Here is a 16,901-nt window from a genome sequence, read left to right on the forward strand (position 1 = left end):
GCCTCAACGAAGAAGCTCCGGAAGATGTGCGGCATCATTGGTATTGGATCTACCCGCCCCTTGGGCGAGCTGCCCTGGATGCTCGTCGGTCGCGATGCGCTGATCCATCGCGGCCCGGACGACGCGGGCACATACACGTCCGACGATCGCCGCGTGATGTTCGCGCATCGCCGGCTCGCCATCGTCGATCTGAGCCCGTTGGGTCATCAGCCGATGGCGATCGCCGATAACAGTTTGTGGCTGACCTATAATGGCGAGATCTACAATCACATCGAGTTGAGGGCCGAACTCGAGGCATTGGGGCATCGCTTCCGTTCGACATCCGATACCGAAGTGGTTCTGGCCGCCTATCGCCAGTGGGGTCGCGACTTCCTGACGCGGCTCGACGGCATGTTCGCACTCGCCTTGCACGACGTCAGGGAAAATCGGATGATCCTCGCACGCGATCGCGCCGGTGAGAAACCGCTTTTTTACCGTCTCCGCGACGGCGAGCTTCGCTTCGCATCGGAGCTCAAGGGTCTTTTCGCGGATCGCGATTTCGAGCGCGTTGTCGATCCGGCCGCGCTCGATTGCTATCTCGGTCTTGGTTATGTTCCCGGCAATCGCTGCCTGATCGCCGGCGTGTCCAAGCTGCCGGCGGCGCACGCGCTCGAATTCAATTGCGCCAACGGCACCGCGCGGACCTGGCGCTACTGGGATCTTCCCGCCTATGCGGGGGGCGCCTCTCCAGACTCGCAAGCGTTGGTCGAGGAGCTCGAAGCGCTGCTCACAGGTGCTGTGCGGCGGCAGCTCGTCGCGGACGTGCCGGTCGGGCTGCTGCTCAGCGGCGGCGTCGATTCGAGCCTCATCACGGCTCTGGCCGTGCGCGCTGGCGGACGCCTGAAGACCTACACCGTCGGCTTTCCCGAATATGCCGATGTCGACGAGACCGCACATGCCGCCTTCGTCGCCAATCACTTCGCGACGGATCACACGGTTCTGGCTGTGGACATGCCCCAGCCGGACATTCTCACCAAAATGGCCTACCAATATGACGAGCCGATCATCGATTCCTCGATGATCCCGACCTATCTGGTGTCCGAACAAATCGCGCGACATTGCAAGGTTGCGATCGGCGGCGATGGCGGGGACGAGCTCTTCGGCGGCTATTACAGCGCCAGCAGGGTGGCGCGGCTCGAGCAAGTCTCGCGGTACACACCTTTGTGGCCGAGGCGCCTGCTCGCGAGCGCCGCCACGCACCTCTTGCCTACGGGAGTCCGCATGCGCAGCGCGCTGCGCATGCTCGGCACCGACCTGACGGGGGATCTGCCTCCGATCTCCATCCAGCTCGATGAAAAGGCGCGATCGGGCCTGATTGAACGCAAGCCACCCATTTCTGCGGAAGCCGTGCGGGCGGGGCGGGTTCCGGCTGAAACGGATGCCGTGCAGCGCATGACGCGCTATGACTTTGCCAACTATATGGCTGAAGACATTCTGGTCAAAGTCGATCGGGCCTCAATGCTGAATTCGCTCGAGATCCGCGCGCCTTTCCTCGACCGCGAGGTGATTGAATTCGCCTATGGCCGGGTTCCTTCGTCACTGAAGGCGACACCCAAGGCACGCAAGATCATCCTGCGCCAGCTAGCGAAACGCGTTCTCCCTGCCGGGTTCGACGCGGTCCGCAAACAGGGCTTCACCATTCCCTTGGATCGCTGGCTGCGGGCCGGCCCCTGGCGCGCCCATGTCGAGCAAGTCCTGTACGATCCGGATTCGGCATTCTCGCGGAGCGAAGTCGCGAGTCTGTTCGCGGGACTGGACAAAGGGCGTCAAGTTCGCGAGCAGCTTTTCGGCCTGACGCTATTCGAGGAGTGGCGGCGTCAGCACGGCGTAGAGCTCCCGCTACACAGTTAATTCGAGGAACGTGATGGATCTGGGTCATTTTATCTGCCCGACCACCGGCGCGGCCCTGCGTCGGGAAGGTTCGGCTCTGATCGGCGGAGCGCGCCCCTACCCGATTTTGCATGACATTCCCCGCTTTGTCGCCTCGGACAATTATGCCGAAGCCTTCGGCCTGCAGTGGAACAAGTTCAAGCGAACGCAGCTGGACAGTGCCACCGACACAACCATCACCGAAGATCGACTGCGGATTGCGTTCGGATGCGACCTTTCCGAACTGGCCGGCAAGCGGGTCCTGGAAGCGGGCTCGGGCGCCGGCCGCTTCACCGAGATTCTCCTCAAGCATGGCGCGCTGGTCTATTCCTTCGACTACAGCAGCGCCGTCGAGGCCAACTTCGAAAATAACGGGTCCCATGATCGCCTGACGCTTTTTCAGGCGGACATCCGGCACATTCCCTTTGCCAACGACACGTTCGATGCAGTCGTGTGCCTCGGCGTGCTGCAACATACGCCAAGCACCCTTGCGAGCCTGACCGAGTTGACCCGCGTCCTGAAGCCGGGCGGACAATTGGTGACCGACCACTATAAATGGCACCTTGGCAATTTCACATCGCTCTATTTGCCGTGGTGGGCCGTAATCAAAAGGCTTTCTCCGGCGCGCCAGATCGACGTCACCGATCAGCTGACCAAAATCTTCTTTCCCATCCATTGGAGCGTGCGGAATAATCGCTTGGCGCAATTGCTGCTGCGCCGCGTGTCGCCGATCAATTTCTACTATGGGGACTTCGACCTTCCAAAGGATACGCTCTACGAATGGTCGCGCCTGGATACGCATGATCGCAACACCGATCACTTCAAGCGGCACGTCACTCGACGGAGCTATCAGGCGCTGCTGGAGCAAGCAAAGCTCACGGACATCGAAGTGTTCGTGGGCGGAACCGGTTATGTCGGGCGAGCCATCAAGGCAGTTGCGTCGGCGACCAATGCCTGATGCCACGACCCTCGCGATCCATTTTGCTCGTCAATGAAAGCCTCGGCGGTGGCGGTGCCGAGCGGCAGCTCGCGCAAGTTGCCAACGGCTTCGCGGCGGATGGAGAGCGCGTCTGGCTGGCTAGTTGGGCATCCGCTGAAGTCCCCGACAGATATGTTTTGTCGCCGCTCGTCACGCGCGTCCATTTGCGCAAACGCGAGCCCGGAGGAGGCAAAGTCGCCTGGGGCCTCGCTCTCGCCGCCTCATGGCTGAGGGCGTTGCGACTGATCTGGCGGCTCAACCCGGATGTGATCATCAGTTTTTCCGAAGTGTCGAACATTCTGGTGATGCATGTCGCGCGACTGACCGGTCATCCTGTCGTCGCCTCGATTCGAACCAATCCCGAAGAGATGTTTGCGCTCAAGCCACATTGGCGGCGCCTGGCCCTTGCGGCCTATCGCCGCGCGGCGGCCATCGTGGTCCAGACCCAAGGCGTTGCCGAGTGGTGCCTCGCCCAGTGCGGAACCCGGGCGACAATCATTCCGAACATGATTCGAACGCCCCTTCCCGATCCTTTACCAATGACCGATCGGTTGCCGCTGATCACCTGCGTTGGCTCCTTCTTCGAATATAAGGGGCATGCCGTCCTCATCCGCGCCTTTGCCGCCGTGCATCGGCAAAATCCGCATTGGCGCCTGGCATTGCTGGGGGACGGTCCGGAACGCGACCATCTCGAGGCGTTGACGTTGGACCTCGGGCTCGAGGGCGCGGTCGATTTCCTCGGTTTCACAGAGGATGTCGATGCGATCCTGGCGCGCAGCAGCATATTCACCCTCGCCTCGCGTTTCGAAGGATTCCCCAATGCATTGATCGAGGCGATGGCCATGGGTTGCGCGGCCATCTCGACCGATTGCGATTACGGGCCCGGAGAAATCATCACCCAAGGCGAGAACGGGATACTCGTTCCGGTGAACGACGCCGAAGCGCTCGCGGCCGCTCTCGAGACGCTGATCGCGGACGACGCGCTCCGCGCACGGTTGGCGATGCGTGCGCTCGCAGTGCGGACACGCCTTTCCGCCGATGTGGTAAGGCAGGATTGGCGAGCCCTGACCGACTCCATCGCTTCCGCTTCGGGAAGATAAGGATGGTTGCCGGCAATATCCGATTCCTTTTGAAAAGGATGAGCGTCTATGGGGTCTCTGGCGTCCTTTCACGGGTTTCAGGGCTTGTTACATTCCCCATCCTGACGAAAGCGATGGGCGCTGAGCAATTCGGCACCTTGGACTATTATGTTACGATAGTTAACCTTGTCGCAGCCGTTGCCGTGTTTGGCTTGGACTCCGTCGGTAATCGATTTTACTTTCAATCGGACAATCTGATCGAAAAGCGGCGCACGATGTCCCAGATCGTGTCCATCCAAGCCGTTCCCATGGCACTCCTTTTCGCTGCCGGTATTTTCATGTTTGGGGCGCTACCTTATCCGCAGGGGATGCTTCTTGGACTTGTGTTCTGGCAGGCCGCGCTGGCGGCGTTGATCTCGCATATCCAGTATTTAATGATCTGGAATGACGACAAGTATAATTATCTGATTTCCACTGTCGGCCAGACTCTGCTCACCATGGCGCTCCTGGCCTGGATATGCCTGAGCCGCAGCCCCTCCGCCGGGGAAGTCCTCGCCATCTTCTTTGCCGCACGCCTCGCGACCGTCCTCCATGGCGCTTATGCCACGAAAGGGATGTTCGGGCTCACGCTGGACCGGCAGGGACTCGGCGCGATGCTCCGCTACGGATGGCCTATCGGGATCATCTGCGCCCTTAACGCCATCATGCCGTTCATCGAACGGCAATCGATCGTCTCGCTCCTTACCGAGTCCGATCTCGGCCGTTATGCCGCGGCCGGCCGCATCGCGATCCTTCTCACGCTGCCGATCAGCGCCTTCCAGATCGTCTGGGTTCCGTTCGCATTCTCACATTTCCGCGAGCCGGGCGCCGAAGGCATTTATCGACTGGTCCTGAAGCTCTTCGCGATCTTTGGCGTCGCGGCGGCGCTCGCGGTGACGGCCATTGCCGTTCCGCTGCTCAAGATACTGACTACGAACGAATTTCTCGACGGGAGAACCGCGGTATTCCCCATCTGCCTCGGGCTGGTTGTCAAAGGCTTGGGCGACATCGCCCAGGTTGGCATCGACATCTCGCTCAAAAGCCACCTCAAGCTGATCACTTACGGCGTGATGACCGCGTTGGCGTTGTTACTCACCCCGCTTTTGACGCATATGTACGGCATCGCAGGCGCGGCATGGGGGACGGTTATCTCATTTTCTGTCAAGACGTTGGTCGAGTATCGCCTCGCCCAATCCGCCCATCCGATCGAATGGCACGGCAACCGCATTCTGCTTGTGGCGATGCTCGGCCTGCTGCTCGGCATCGGGGCGGAGTTGGCCAAGCCTTTGGCGCCCGACGCCACCATGTTTGCCGCCGCGGGCGGCGCATTGATCGTGCTCGCATGCGGCTGGACGCTGGTTTTGGACGCCGAAGAGCGGCGGCACCTGATCGAACTGGTCCCCAAATATCATCTGCGCCGCCAGGGAGCGAACGACTAACGTGCTCAACTTTTTGATCAGCCTGATCATGATCCCGGGCGCTGCGTTCCTGCTCGCACGCGGGCAGCGTAGCACGGCGTTCACCAACGCACTGATCCTGTACGGGGTGTTTGTCGCAATCGGCGTCGCGGTCACCGCGAACACGAGCATCATCGGCAGCGATTGGATGCACCCGTATCTGGGGGGCAGCGACGGCGAGGGATATTTCGAACAGGCACAGATCCTGGTTCAGGACGGCATAACGAACTTCCAGGCGCTGATCCGCTCTAACTATCTCGGCTATCAGCTGATCCTCGCCATATTGTTCTTGATTTTCTCGCCGACGCTCCTGACGGGGCTGATCGCAAATGCGATCTTCCTGCTTCTGGCGATTACCTGTCTCTACCGCGCGACATTACTCCTGACGAGCTCGCCCAAGGCGGCCTTTCTGGCGTCGCTGGCCTGTATGTTGACGACGCCGCACATCTTCTATTCGCTGGTACTACTGAAAGAGCCGGCGCTCTCGCTGGCCTTCGCCCTCATCCTGCTGTCGATCACCAAGATGTTTCGCGAAGACCGGGTAGGAGTTGGCGCCATAGCCTATGCCGTGGTGGCCTTGGGGCTGATCATCTCCATGCGCGCGACAGCGCTCATGTTTATCGTCATTCTCTTCGCCTTCATTGGCACGCAGTTGCTCAAGAAGCGCGCGCATCTTCTTATCGTTTTTCTTGGGGTGCTCGTCGTGATCGCGCCTTTCGCGCGCCAGTTCACCATCTATGAGTTGGACAGCAACTTCCTGGTGAGTTCAGTCACCGAGAATAATGTCATCACCGCGCGCTTCGGGCAAGGAGATCTCGATCTTACCGGAATTGCCGGACAAGTAATCGGATACTACATCCTTCTTCCATTTGCCGCCAAGATACTGCTCTTTCCGATTCCAGCTGCAGTCCAGGTGCTGCTCCCATTCGACGTGTGGAGCTCGCAATTCGTAGACGACCTTCCCGCAACCTTCTTCTTCCGCAATCTCAATATCCTCTGGTTCGGGATTGTCCTCCCGTGGCTTCTTTTCGCGGTGCTTCGAATTCGACAGGTCACCACGCCATTGCTGACCAGGCTCCTTCTCGCCGGCCTCGTCTATTTCCTCGTTATTGCGGTCATTTACGGCGGCCTGATCCCGCGGTACGGCGGCCAGGCCCTTTTCTTCATCTATCCATCGATCGGATATTGGTGGGCCCGCTCGCAACGCGAGGTCGCGGTGGCGAATGCGTCGACGCGCTTCTTTCTGCACTATTACGCTACCTTCGCTGCTGCGGCGCTTGCCTATCTCGCCCTTCATTTCCTGCGTGGCTGACCCAATGAGGACCAGACAAAGGCAGCCGCGGCTATTCGTTGTGGGTAACGGGCCGAGCGGCATCGGCGATGACGGTTCCTATCATGTGGACCGCGGGTGCGGGCATCTGCTCGATGATCTCGCGGAGATCGCGCAACTCAGCTTCGCTCAACCGGTGGAACCCGTCGCCGCTGGCCTCAACTATTATGGCTACATCCTCTCGCCGCGCCGGGTCACGACGATCGGGCTCGACCGCGGCGCAGCCAAAATCCTGCAGGGGGCGATCCGATTGCTGTGGGCTTTCTGGCGCGCGGACCTGATCTATTTGTTTTACCCGGGCACGCTGCCCAAGCTGATTGCCCGGCTATGTCTGTTTTTAGACAAACCCTACGGCGTATTTCTCCGCGGCGGACAGCTGGGAAACAAGGAGGGAATTGACGGCCGCGTGCTGCGAAAGGCGCGCTTCGTGATGACGGTTTCGGAGACGCTGGCGGGAGAGGCCGAGGCCTTCAATCGGGATGTGACGGTGGTGCGGTCCTCGCGCGACCTCGATGCTGGGGAAGCTCATCGGCGCGGTCTGCCGTCGGAGGCGGGATCGCGGCTCCGACTCCTGTTCGTCGGGCGGATCGACGCGGAGAAAGGCGTCCCTGAGTTGATCGAGGCCGCGAAAACGCTCCACGCAGAAGGCCTTGACTTCGAAATGTCGCTCATCGGCCTTGGCGCCTTGGGAGAGCCGCTCGCGCGCGAGCTGGCCGATGCGCGCGAACTACCAGTCCATCTCGCCGGAGAAGTCACCGATCGCGCCGCCGTGATGAACGCGTTCGACGCCGCGGATATCTTTATTCTCCCTTCGCACCACGAAGGCTTCGCGCGCGTCCTGTATGAAGCGATGTTGAAATCGTGCGCCATCATCACGACGATGGTCGGCGGCATCCCGGCCGTCATGAAGGACCGCGAGAATTGCCTCGCGATACCGGTCAACGACAGCGACGCGATCGCGGCTGCCGTTCGTGAGCTAGCGAGGGATCGGGAACTCAGGCAACGGATCGGCGCGCGCGGCCTCGATACCGTGCTCAGCGTGATTGAGAAGGTCCCGACGCATTTCGATGCGCTGCAAGAGAAACTCGGGACGCTTCGCGCGGCGTAAGCCACGCCGTCTGCATTCGACATTAAGGAGGAACATGCGCAAGTCGACACTCGACATCCTTCGCTGCCCCAAATGCAGTGCATCCCTGGCACTGGAGACCAATGAAACGGCCGACGATGTCGAAACCGGGACGTTGCGCTGCAAGGAGTGCGCTGCGACTTATCCGCTGACAGGCGGCGTCGCCCGCTTCGTTCCCGCGGAGAATTATGCGCACAATTTTGGAGTCCAGTGGAACATGTTCAGCAAGACCCAGCTGGACAGCCATAGCGGGCACCCGATCTCCGAAAACAGGTTCGATCAATATACCGGCTGGCGCGAAGCAGATTTGGCCGACCGGCTGGTGCTCGACGCGGGCTGTGGCGCGGGCCGTTTCGCGGAAGTCGCCCTCAAACGCGGTGCACGGGTGATCGCAATCGACTTTTCGCACGCGATCGACGCCGCACGCGCCAATCTGCGCGACAAGGGCGACATCGACTTCATTCAGGCCGACATCAATGCCCTTCCGTTTGCGCCAAACACCTTCCCGCTGGCCTATTGTCTTGGGGTCATCCAGCACACCCCGGACCCGGCAATCAGCTTCCGCAAGCTTGCCGACATCGTGGCGCCGGGCGGCAGGCTCGCCGTCGACGTCTACCCGGCGGGTTGGAAAAACATCTTCTTCGTCAAATACTGGATCCGTCCTCTAACCAGGCAGCTGAGCGCCGAGCGTTCGTACCGCCTCGTGGAGAAGATATTCCCGATCCTCTATCCGGTGAGCCAGGTCGTCGGAAGAATTCCCCGGCTCGGCCACTATCTTCGTTATCTGATCCCGGTCGTAAACTATGAAGGGGACTATCCTCTCGATCCTCGGCAGCAGCGGGAATGGGCGTTGCTGGACACGTTCGATATGTGGGCGCCCGCCTATGACCAGCCGCAATCCATGGCTGCTTTGCGGGGATGGTTCGAGAAGTCGGGCTTCGAAGACATCGTGACGTTTCACAAGGGCTTCTTTGTGGGGCGTGGCATCAAACCGACTGGAAGTCGCCGCTGATGTGCGGAATCGTGGGGTATCTGTCGTCGCGTGCGCCAGTCTCGATGCACCAGCTCGTATCGATGCGCGATACGATGGCGCACCGCGGCCCGGACGGCGAAGGCATCTGGCACTCCGACGACGGGCTCGTCGGACTTGGCCATCGTCGCCTCGCGATCGTCGATCTAAGCGCTGGGGGCCATCAGCCAATGCCCTCCCACGACGGCAGACTCGTGATCACCTACAATGGCGAGATCTATAACCATCACGAACTGCGCGAGACGTTGCGCGAGCTGGGCTGGGCATTCCGCAGCACGAGCGACACCGAAGTGTTGCTTGCTGCTTATCAACAATGGGGCGAGGCAGCGCTGGATCGGCTGTCGGGGATGTTTGCCTTTGCGATCTACGATCGAGAAGCGCGAAAGCTGTTCGCAGCGCGGGACCGGGCTGGTGAAAAGCCCTTCTTCTATCGGCATGCGGACCGACGGCTGATATTCGCGTCCGAGCTAAAGGCGATTCTGGCGCATCCCGAAATGCCGCGGAAGGCCGATCCCATCGCGCTCGATCACTTTCTCGCCTATGGTTATGTTCCGCGCGAGCTCTGCATGCTGACGGGCTACGCAAAGCTGCCAGCCGGACACAAGCTTCGCTATGACATCGCCGCCGACCGCCTCGAAGTAGAGCCCTATTGGCATCTTCCGCAATGGAAGGGGGGCGTCGCCGAGCCCATGGAAGCGCTGCTGGACGCTTTCGAACCGCTTTTCGATACGGCGGTGCGTCGTCAGCTCGATGCCGACGTCCCGGTGGCGGTGCTATTGAGCGGCGGCCTCGATAGCAGCTTGGTCGCCGCGACGGCGGCGCGCGTTTCCTCTAAAGTGACGACATTTACGATTGGTTTCCCAGATCATCCCGGTTTCGACGAAAGCCCGATCGCCCGGCGCCTGGCTGGTGAACTTGGCACCGAGCATGTCGAACTTTCCGCGGAGGCCGATACCGCTGATCTGCTCCCCAGTCTCGCGGCGCAGTTCGACGAGCCGATTTCGGACAGCTCGATGATTCCGACCTTCCTGGTGAGCCGGCTGGTACGAAGCAAGGCGCGCGTCGCGCTTGGGGGCGATGGCGGCGACGAGCTGTTCGGAGGCTACCGCCAATATGGCTGGGCACAGCGTATCGCCCGATTCCGGCGATTGGGGCTGCATCATCTGGGTATGTCGGGTCCCGCGGCAAAACTGCTCCCTTACGGCTTTCCGCTGCGCAAAATGGCGCTTCGGCTGGTCGACCCATATGATCCCGCGCTCACAGTGTCCCGGCTGGCGGAGCCGCGACAGCGCCGCGCGCTAATCGGCGACACAGCGGGAGCGGCAGAACACTATCGCGCCGCGCTCATGGCCGGTCGTCATGAACCGCGCGACCGTGCCATGGCGCTCGATTTCCAGACCTATATGTGCGACGACATATTGGTGAAGGTGGATCGCGCAAGCATGCTCACCTCACTCGAACTTCGCGCGCCGCTGCTCGACCCCGCGATCATCGAGTTCGCCTTCGGCAGATTGGCCCCGCACCAGCGGACGGACGGGAATAGACGCAAGCTTCTGCTGCGCAGCCTTGCGCGGAGGCGCCTTCCCGACTGGTTCGATTCACATCGCAAACAGGGCTTCTCGATTCCGCTCGCCGCATGGTTGCGCGGGCCATGGGCGTCGTTGCTCGAGGATCTCGCCGCAGGCGCCGGCGACGGACTTCTCGATCCGGCCGGAGTCCGCCATTTCCTGCGGCAGGACAAAAGCGTGAACATGGCCCAACAGGTCTACGCGCTCGCGATGCTCGAGATGTGGCGGCGCGAATATCGCGTGACGATGGAATAGCATGACCAAGATACTTCTAAGCGCACTGTCCGCCCGGCGCGGCGGCGGCCTCACCTATCTCCGCCATATCGTCGGCCACTTTCCGGCTGAGGCAGGGCACCGCCTCTATATCCTCTCGGCCGCGCCCATCGAGGGGTTGCCCGCGCGCGACAACGTCGAGTGGTTGCAGGCGCCTGCATGGACCGTCCGGCCCATCACCCGTTTTCTGTTCGGATACCTCTATTTCCGCCTGTTCTGGCCATTGCGGCACGACTTCGATGCGGTCTATTTTCCCGGGGGGAGCTTCGACCTGGCATTGCCACCGCACACGCGCCGGATTGTCGCCTTCCGCAACATGGTCCCGTTCGACGTGGAGGCGAGCCGACGTTTCCACTTCGGCTGGACGCGGCTTAGAGTCTGGCTGCTGCGTCACATCCAGAGCTGGGCATTCCGGCGCGCCGATCTGGTGATCTTCATCTCCGAATATGCGCGACGGGTCATAGACGCCGCAATCCCCAGGCGGCGGGGCGCATCGGTTGTCATTCCGCATGGCACCGCCCCTACGACGCAGCAACTGGAGCCGACGATCGCGGCGCAGTTGCCCGACCGGTTCGTCCTCTATTTGTCGATCCTGGACGTATACAAGGCCCAGGTCGAGCTCGTCGAAGCCTGGGGAAGGCTGATTGCCAGATCTCCCCGCGCTGAAAAGCTCGTACTAGCTGGCCCCGAGAACCCCCGGTACGGCGTCGAGGTTCGCGCAGCGATTACCAAGCTTGGCCTCGAGCGCGAAGTGATCGTGCTGGGCAACATCCCGCACGACCAGATTTCCGACCTCACGCGTCGCGCGACGCTCAACGTCTTCCTGTCGTCGTGCGAGAATTGCCCGAACATCCTGCTCGAATTGATGGCGATCCGCACGCCGTTGCTGGTGTCGGCGCGCGAGCCCATGCCGGAGCTCGGCGGGCCGGATCTCGACTATGTTGAACCCTACGACGTCAGCGGCATAGCCGAGGCGCTTGCCCGGCTACTCGACGATTCAGCTCGTCGCGAGCGGATCGCCGAGGCCGCCCATCAACGGTCAGCGCGCTATTCTTGGCCCAAGACGGCTGCAGCCACCTGGGAAGCGATCATCCGCTGCGGAGGCGGCGACATTTGACCGCGCAGGACGAGCCTCAATCGCCGACATGGTGTTCGCTCTTCATTCCCAGATAGGGATTGGAGAGCTTGGTACGCGCGCGATCCGCGTGATAATCACGCGTGAAGTACCGGTGCGAAAGGTCAAGATACCAATATAGCTGATCGAGCCACAACGCGTTCTTGAATATTCGCCAGTTTCGGATCTGGTTCATCTTCGAAAGTTTTGCGCGATCGTGGGATTCGTTGAATTCGTTGATAGCAAGCAGCTCACCAGCGAAAATACTATGGTCGATATTGTTCACATCGTCGAAATAGACCGGCGTTCTAGGTAGGAAGACCAGCTTTTCGTTATCGAACAGCTTCAGGCAGTCGATGGTGCTAGACCAATAGTCGACATCCACCGAAACGAAGCCGATGACATCCCCCGGTTCGAGCTGCGTGTCCAGGCTGCCAACGGTCTCTGCGATGGGGCCGTAAATGAGATGGGCATTGCCCGGCAATGATTGCTGCAGAGCGTCGCTGTTATGGGGCACGAAATCGCCATCGAGATATTTTTCCGGATGATCGCGATAATCGACCGGAGGCGGCATGCCGGCGCCGGTATCGAACCCGATCACGCGCGCAGGCATTCCGTAGTGCCGCGACAGAGCCTCGCTCACGCGGCAAATGTTGAGCAGCCCCGCGCCCGAAGCCACGCCGAACTCGATGAAAACCAGCCGCCCTACACCAAGTCGTTCCCGCTCGGCAGCGGCGAATTCGAAAGCCTTTTGGAGGCCGAACGCATAGGGTTGGCGCGGCACCAGATCATAGTCGATCTTGCGGACCACATTGCCGAAAAGAAGCACGAAGACCGACGCGAGATTGTAGAGGACCGGCTCTCCCATCCGTTCACGGTAAATCCGGCGCCAGATACGCGGCTCCAGCAGTTTCTTCAGCATTCAAGGCCCTCACGCTCGTTGCATTTGTGGCTACCGCTTATCAGAAAAGCCGCATATGGCCAGTCGCTCTAACCCGAGGAGCCCGGCGTGGACCGTTCCGAAATGATTGATTTCATTCTGCAGCGCCTGGATGCGGAGGCGTCAGCGATAGAAACGGAATGGAACGCTTCGGACCGCGGCACCCGGACGCGTCACTGCGCGATCGACAGCCTCTTGCCCGACGATGTTGCGCTGGCCATCCATGCCGCCTTCCCGCGTGACGGCGAGGGCTTCATGACGCGCAAGTCCTTTCGCGAACACAAGCGCACATCGGCGAATTTGGACCAGTATCCGCTGATCCTGGCGGACATCACCTATGCCCTGCAGAATCCGCGCGTCACGCAACGGATTTCAGAACTGACAGGGATGGACGGCATGGAGCCCGACCCGCATCTTTATGCCGGCGGGCTCTCGATGATGTTCCCGGGCGATTTCCTCAACCCTCACATAGACAACAGCCACGAATCAAGCCGAAGCAAGTATCGCCGGATCAACCTTCTTTACTATGTGACACCCGAATGGCGCCCCGAATATGGCGGAAACCTTGAATTGTGGGACGATCAGGTCACTTCGCCGGTGACGATCCCTTCGCTGTTCAACCGGCTCGTCTTGATGGAAACGAACAAGCTGTCGTGGCACTCCGTGAGTCAGGTCGTGCCAGGCCGGGGGCCGCGCTGTTGTGTATCAAATTATTACTTCTCCGAAAAATCACCAACCGGAGATGACTATTATCATGTTACTTCATTCACGGGACGGCCGGAGCAGAAAATCCGGCGCGCCCTGGGCCTGGTCGACAATGCGGCGCGGAACTATGCGCGCGAGCGCCTCGGGATGACGCGCGCTACCGACAAGGGCTACTCGGGCACGCTGGCCAACGACGAATAGCCTGGCGCTTTCCGCGGAGGCGGTCGATCCCGATTGCCGTCGCAGCAAAATAGGCGCCCACTTGCATCAGCGCGCTAATCTTTCACAAATCAGGCGAACCATGTTCAAAGACAAGACACTGCTCGTCTCCGGCGGTACCGGTTCCTTCGGTGGCGCCGTGCTGCGCCGCTTCCTCGATACTGACATCGGTGAGATCCGCATCTTCAGTCGCGACGAGAAGAAGCAAGACGACATGCGGGCCAAATACCGCAACGACAAGCTGCGCTTCATCATCGGGGACGTGCGCGACGCCGTGAGCATCGCCAACGCAACCCGCGGTGTCGATTACGTCTTCCATGCAGCGGCATTGAAACAGGTGCCGTCCTGCGAATTCCATCCGATGGAGGCGGTGCAAACCAATGTCATGGGCACCGCCAACCTGCTCGAGGCCGCGGTCGCCAATAACGTGTCGCGGGTGATCTGCCTCAGCACGGACAAGGCCGTCTATCCCATCAATGCGATGGGCATGTCCAAGGCATTGATGGAAAAGGTCATGATCGCCAAGTCGCGCCTCCTGAAGGGCACCGACAGTGTGATCTGCGGCACGCGTTACGGCAACGTGATGGCCTCGCGCGGATCGGTGATTCCGCTATTCGTGCGCCAGGTCAACGAGGGACGGCCGATCACGGTCACCGACCCCAACATGACTCGCTTCATGATGTCGCTCGATTCAGCTGTCGAACTCGTGCTTCACGCATTCTCCCAAGGATCGAATGGCGACATCTTCGTCCAGAAGGCGCCGGCGTCGACGGTGGGCGACGTCGCCGACGCGATCCGGAAGCTACTGGGCAAGCCACAGCACCCGATCGACGTGATCGGCACGCGACATGGGGAAAAGCTCTACGAGACGCTGCTGACGCGCGAGGAGACGGCCGGCGCTGAAGATCAGGACGCCTATTATCGCATTCCGCCCGACAACCGCGATCTCAACTACGGCGCCTATTTCGAAGAAGGCGAGAAGAGCATCAGCGAGGCCCCCGACTACAACTCGCACAACACCCGGAGGTTGGACCTTGCGCAGACCAGCGAGCTGCTGATGTCGCTGCCGTTCATGCAGGCCGCGGTTCGCGGCGACACCACGCTTCCCGAAGTATAGGCTCCGCCACGATGAGAATTCTTGTCCTTGGCGCGACAGGCATGCTCGGCAACGCGATGGCGCGTCTGCTGGCCGAGGATGCCGACCTGGAAATTATAGCGGCCACGCGCTCTCGGGAGGCTGCGCGACATTTCTCCGCCACCCTCCCCCTCCGATTCATTGGCGACGTCGATGCCGAAGCTCCCGACAGCCTTGTTCGCATCTTCGCCGCCGCGCAGCCCGATGTCGTCGTCAATTGCGTCGGTCTGGTAAAGCAGATCGAGGACTCGAAGAGCGTGATGGCCGCCGTCCCGATCAACACGCTGCTGCCGCACCGGCTCGCGGAGCTCTGCAAAGCTACGGGCGCGCGCCTCATTCACATCAGCACCGACTGCGTTTTCTCGGGAACTGCCGGGAACTACCGCGAGTCCGACCGGCCAGATGCCAGTGATGTGTACGGCCTCAGCAAATATCTCGGCGAAGTCAGCGCGCCGCACGCCATAACGCTGCGGACGTCGATCATCGGCCATGAGCTGCGCGGCGGATTGAGCCTGCTCGAATGGTTTCTCGGTCAAAACGGCAGCGTGAAGGGCTTCACACGAGCGATCTTCAGCGGTGTGCCCACGGCCGAGCTCGCGCGGATCGTGCGCGTTTACGTGCTGCCACGCCTCGATCTCTCCGGCCTCTATCACGTCTCGGCTGCGCCCATCACGAAATATGAGCTGCTCCGGTTGATAGCCGCCGAGTATGGCAAGCAGATCGAAATAGTGCCTGACGACCGGCTGGTGATCGATCGATCACTCGATTCGACGCGCTTCCGCGAAGCCACCGGTTATATGCCGCCGGCATGGCCCGATATGATCCGCGACATGCACGATTTCGGCTGAGCGATAGCGGGGAATGTTATGCTCAAAGTGATGACGATTGTGGGCACACGCCCCGAGCTGATCCGGCTTTCCCGGGTTATTCCGCTGCTCGATCAGCATTGCGATCACCGGCTGGTGCACACCGGCCAGAATTACGATTATGAACTGAACCAGATCTTCTTCGAAGATCTCGGCATCCGCACGCCCGACCGCTTCCTCGAAGCCGCGGGAAAGACGGCGGCGGAAACGATCGGCAGGGTCATCATCGCGGCCGACGCAGCTCTGGAGGAAGACCAGCCGGACGCGGTCCTGATTCTCGGCGATACCAATAGCTGTATCGCGGCGATCCCCGCGAAGCGCCGCAAAATCCCCGTGTTCCACATGGAAGCGGGCAATCGTTGTTTCGATCAGCGCGTGCCCGAGGAGATCAATCGACGGATCGTCGACAGCATCGCCGACATCAACATGACGTACAGTTCGATCGCACGCGAGTATCTGCTGCGCGAAGGCTTTCCGCCCGATCAGGTGATAAAGACGGGCAGCCCGATCTACGAAGTGCTAATGCACCACCGGTCCGCAATCGACGGCTCGGACGTGCTGGACCGGCTGGGGCTCAAGTCAGGCGAGTTCTTCGTGGTCAGCGCCCACCGGGAGGAGAATATCGAATCCGACCGGATGTTTGAGGCGCTGATCGACATCGTAAACGCGGTTGCCGAGAAGCACCAGCTCCCGGTCATCCTCTCGACGCATCCGCGGACGCGCAAGAAGCTGGACGCAACGGGCGCGACGCTGCATCCGCTTGTGCAGGCGCTGAAGCCGCTCGGCTTTCGCGACTATGTGAAGCTTCAATGCGAAGCGCGGGCGACATTGTCAGACAGCGGGACGATCAGCGAGGAATCGTCGATCATGAACTTCCCCGCGCTGAACCTGCGCGAGGCGCATGAGCGCCCGGAAGCGATGGAACAGGCGGCAGTGATGATGACCGGTCTCGACCTGGACCGGGTGCTGCAGGGTCTCGAAATCCTGTCGACCCAAGGTCGCGGGGTCGATCGCACGCTGCTCGAAGTCGCCGACTATGTCGCGCCCAACCTCTCCGAAAAAGTCCTGCGGATCATCCTCAGCTATACCGGCTATGTGAACCGCGTGGTGTGGAAGCGTTACCAGAGTTAGGC

Annotated in this window: 14 protein-coding genes; 13 read left to right on the forward strand and 1 reads right to left on the reverse strand. The window is 60.8% G+C overall.

Annotated features, from left to right (window positions below):
- Positions 1 to 24 precede the first annotated feature (24 nt).
- From asnB (E5A74_RS04835) to E5A74_RS04875, 9 genes are read left to right on the forward strand one after another with little or no spacing between them, the layout of a single operon-like run.
- A complete protein-coding gene (gene asnB, locus E5A74_RS04835; RefSeq protein WP_135983088.1) occupies positions 25 to 1,890 on the forward strand; it encodes an asparagine synthase (glutamine-hydrolyzing) in 1,866 nt (621 codons plus the stop codon).
- A gap of 13 nt (positions 1,891 to 1,903) precedes the next feature.
- Complete coding sequence (locus E5A74_RS04840; RefSeq protein WP_135983089.1) at positions 1,904 to 2,866, forward strand: class I SAM-dependent methyltransferase; 963 nt, start codon at positions 1,904 to 1,906, stop codon at positions 2,864 to 2,866.
- A 23-nt stretch (positions 2,867 to 2,889) separates the two neighbouring features.
- The gene (locus tag E5A74_RS04845) at positions 2,890 to 3,987 is read left to right on the forward strand and encodes a glycosyltransferase (RefSeq protein ID WP_166745604.1); all 1,098 of its coding nucleotides are present in this window, start codon (positions 2,890 to 2,892) and stop codon (positions 3,985 to 3,987) included.
- 2 nt (positions 3,988 to 3,989) lie between these two features.
- Positions 3,990 to 5,444 (forward strand): lipopolysaccharide biosynthesis protein, encoded by a 1,455-nt coding sequence (locus tag E5A74_RS04850; RefSeq protein WP_135983091.1) that lies wholly within the window; start codon positions 3,990 to 3,992, stop codon positions 5,442 to 5,444.
- A 13-nt stretch (positions 5,445 to 5,457) separates the two neighbouring features.
- Complete coding sequence (locus E5A74_RS04855; protein WP_135983092.1) at positions 5,458 to 6,774, forward strand: glycosyltransferase family 39 protein; 1,317 nt, start codon at positions 5,458 to 5,460, stop codon at positions 6,772 to 6,774.
- Between the two features lie 40 nt (positions 6,775 to 6,814).
- Positions 6,815 to 7,900 (forward strand): glycosyltransferase family 4 protein, encoded by a 1,086-nt coding sequence (locus tag E5A74_RS04860; RefSeq protein WP_166745605.1) that lies wholly within the window; start codon positions 6,815 to 6,817, stop codon positions 7,898 to 7,900.
- A 34-nt stretch (positions 7,901 to 7,934) separates the two neighbouring features.
- Entirely contained in the window at positions 7,935 to 8,930 is a 996-nt protein-coding gene (locus tag E5A74_RS04865) for a methyltransferase domain-containing protein (protein ID WP_166745606.1), read from the forward strand.
- Complete coding sequence (gene asnB, locus E5A74_RS04870; protein WP_166745607.1) at positions 8,930 to 10,771, forward strand: asparagine synthase (glutamine-hydrolyzing); 1,842 nt, start codon at positions 8,930 to 8,932, stop codon at positions 10,769 to 10,771. Before E5A74_RS04865 ends, asnB (E5A74_RS04870) begins: the two co-directional genes overlap by 1 nt.
- A gap of 1 nt (position 10,772) precedes the next feature.
- Entirely contained in the window at positions 10,773 to 11,906 is a 1,134-nt protein-coding gene (locus tag E5A74_RS04875; protein ID WP_135983096.1) for a glycosyltransferase family 4 protein, read from the forward strand.
- Positions 11,907 to 11,922: 16 nt separating this feature from the next.
- On the opposite strand, the gene E5A74_RS04880 is transcribed toward E5A74_RS04875, so the two are convergent.
- Complete coding sequence (locus E5A74_RS04880; RefSeq protein WP_135983097.1) at positions 11,923 to 12,825, reverse strand: hypothetical protein; 903 nt, start codon at positions 12,823 to 12,825, stop codon at positions 11,923 to 11,925.
- A gap of 87 nt (positions 12,826 to 12,912) precedes the next feature.
- Between E5A74_RS04880 and E5A74_RS04885 the strand changes: the two genes are divergently transcribed.
- From E5A74_RS04885 to wecB, 4 genes are all read left to right on the forward strand, one after another.
- A complete protein-coding gene (locus E5A74_RS04885; protein WP_206365761.1) occupies positions 12,913 to 13,749 on the forward strand; it encodes a 2OG-Fe(II) oxygenase in 837 nt (278 codons plus the stop codon).
- Positions 13,750 to 13,849: 100 nt separating this feature from the next.
- The gene (locus E5A74_RS04890; protein ID WP_135983098.1) at positions 13,850 to 14,884 is read left to right on the forward strand and encodes a polysaccharide biosynthesis protein; all 1,035 of its coding nucleotides are present in this window, start codon (positions 13,850 to 13,852) and stop codon (positions 14,882 to 14,884) included.
- Between the two features lie 11 nt (positions 14,885 to 14,895).
- Positions 14,896 to 15,750, forward strand: a complete 855-nt coding sequence (locus E5A74_RS04895) for a dTDP-4-dehydrorhamnose reductase family protein (protein WP_135983099.1) — start codon at positions 14,896 to 14,898, stop codon at positions 15,748 to 15,750.
- Positions 15,751 to 15,768: 18 nt separating this feature from the next.
- On the forward strand, positions 15,769 to 16,899 hold the full coding sequence (gene wecB, locus E5A74_RS04900; protein ID WP_206365762.1) for a non-hydrolyzing UDP-N-acetylglucosamine 2-epimerase: 1,131 nt from the start codon (positions 15,769 to 15,771) through the stop codon (positions 16,897 to 16,899).
- Positions 16,900 to 16,901: the final 2 nt, after the last annotated feature.

Source organism: Sphingomonas naasensis (assembly GCF_004792695.1).
Taxonomy (GTDB): domain Bacteria; phylum Pseudomonadota; class Alphaproteobacteria; order Sphingomonadales; family Sphingomonadaceae; genus Sphingomonas; species Sphingomonas naasensis.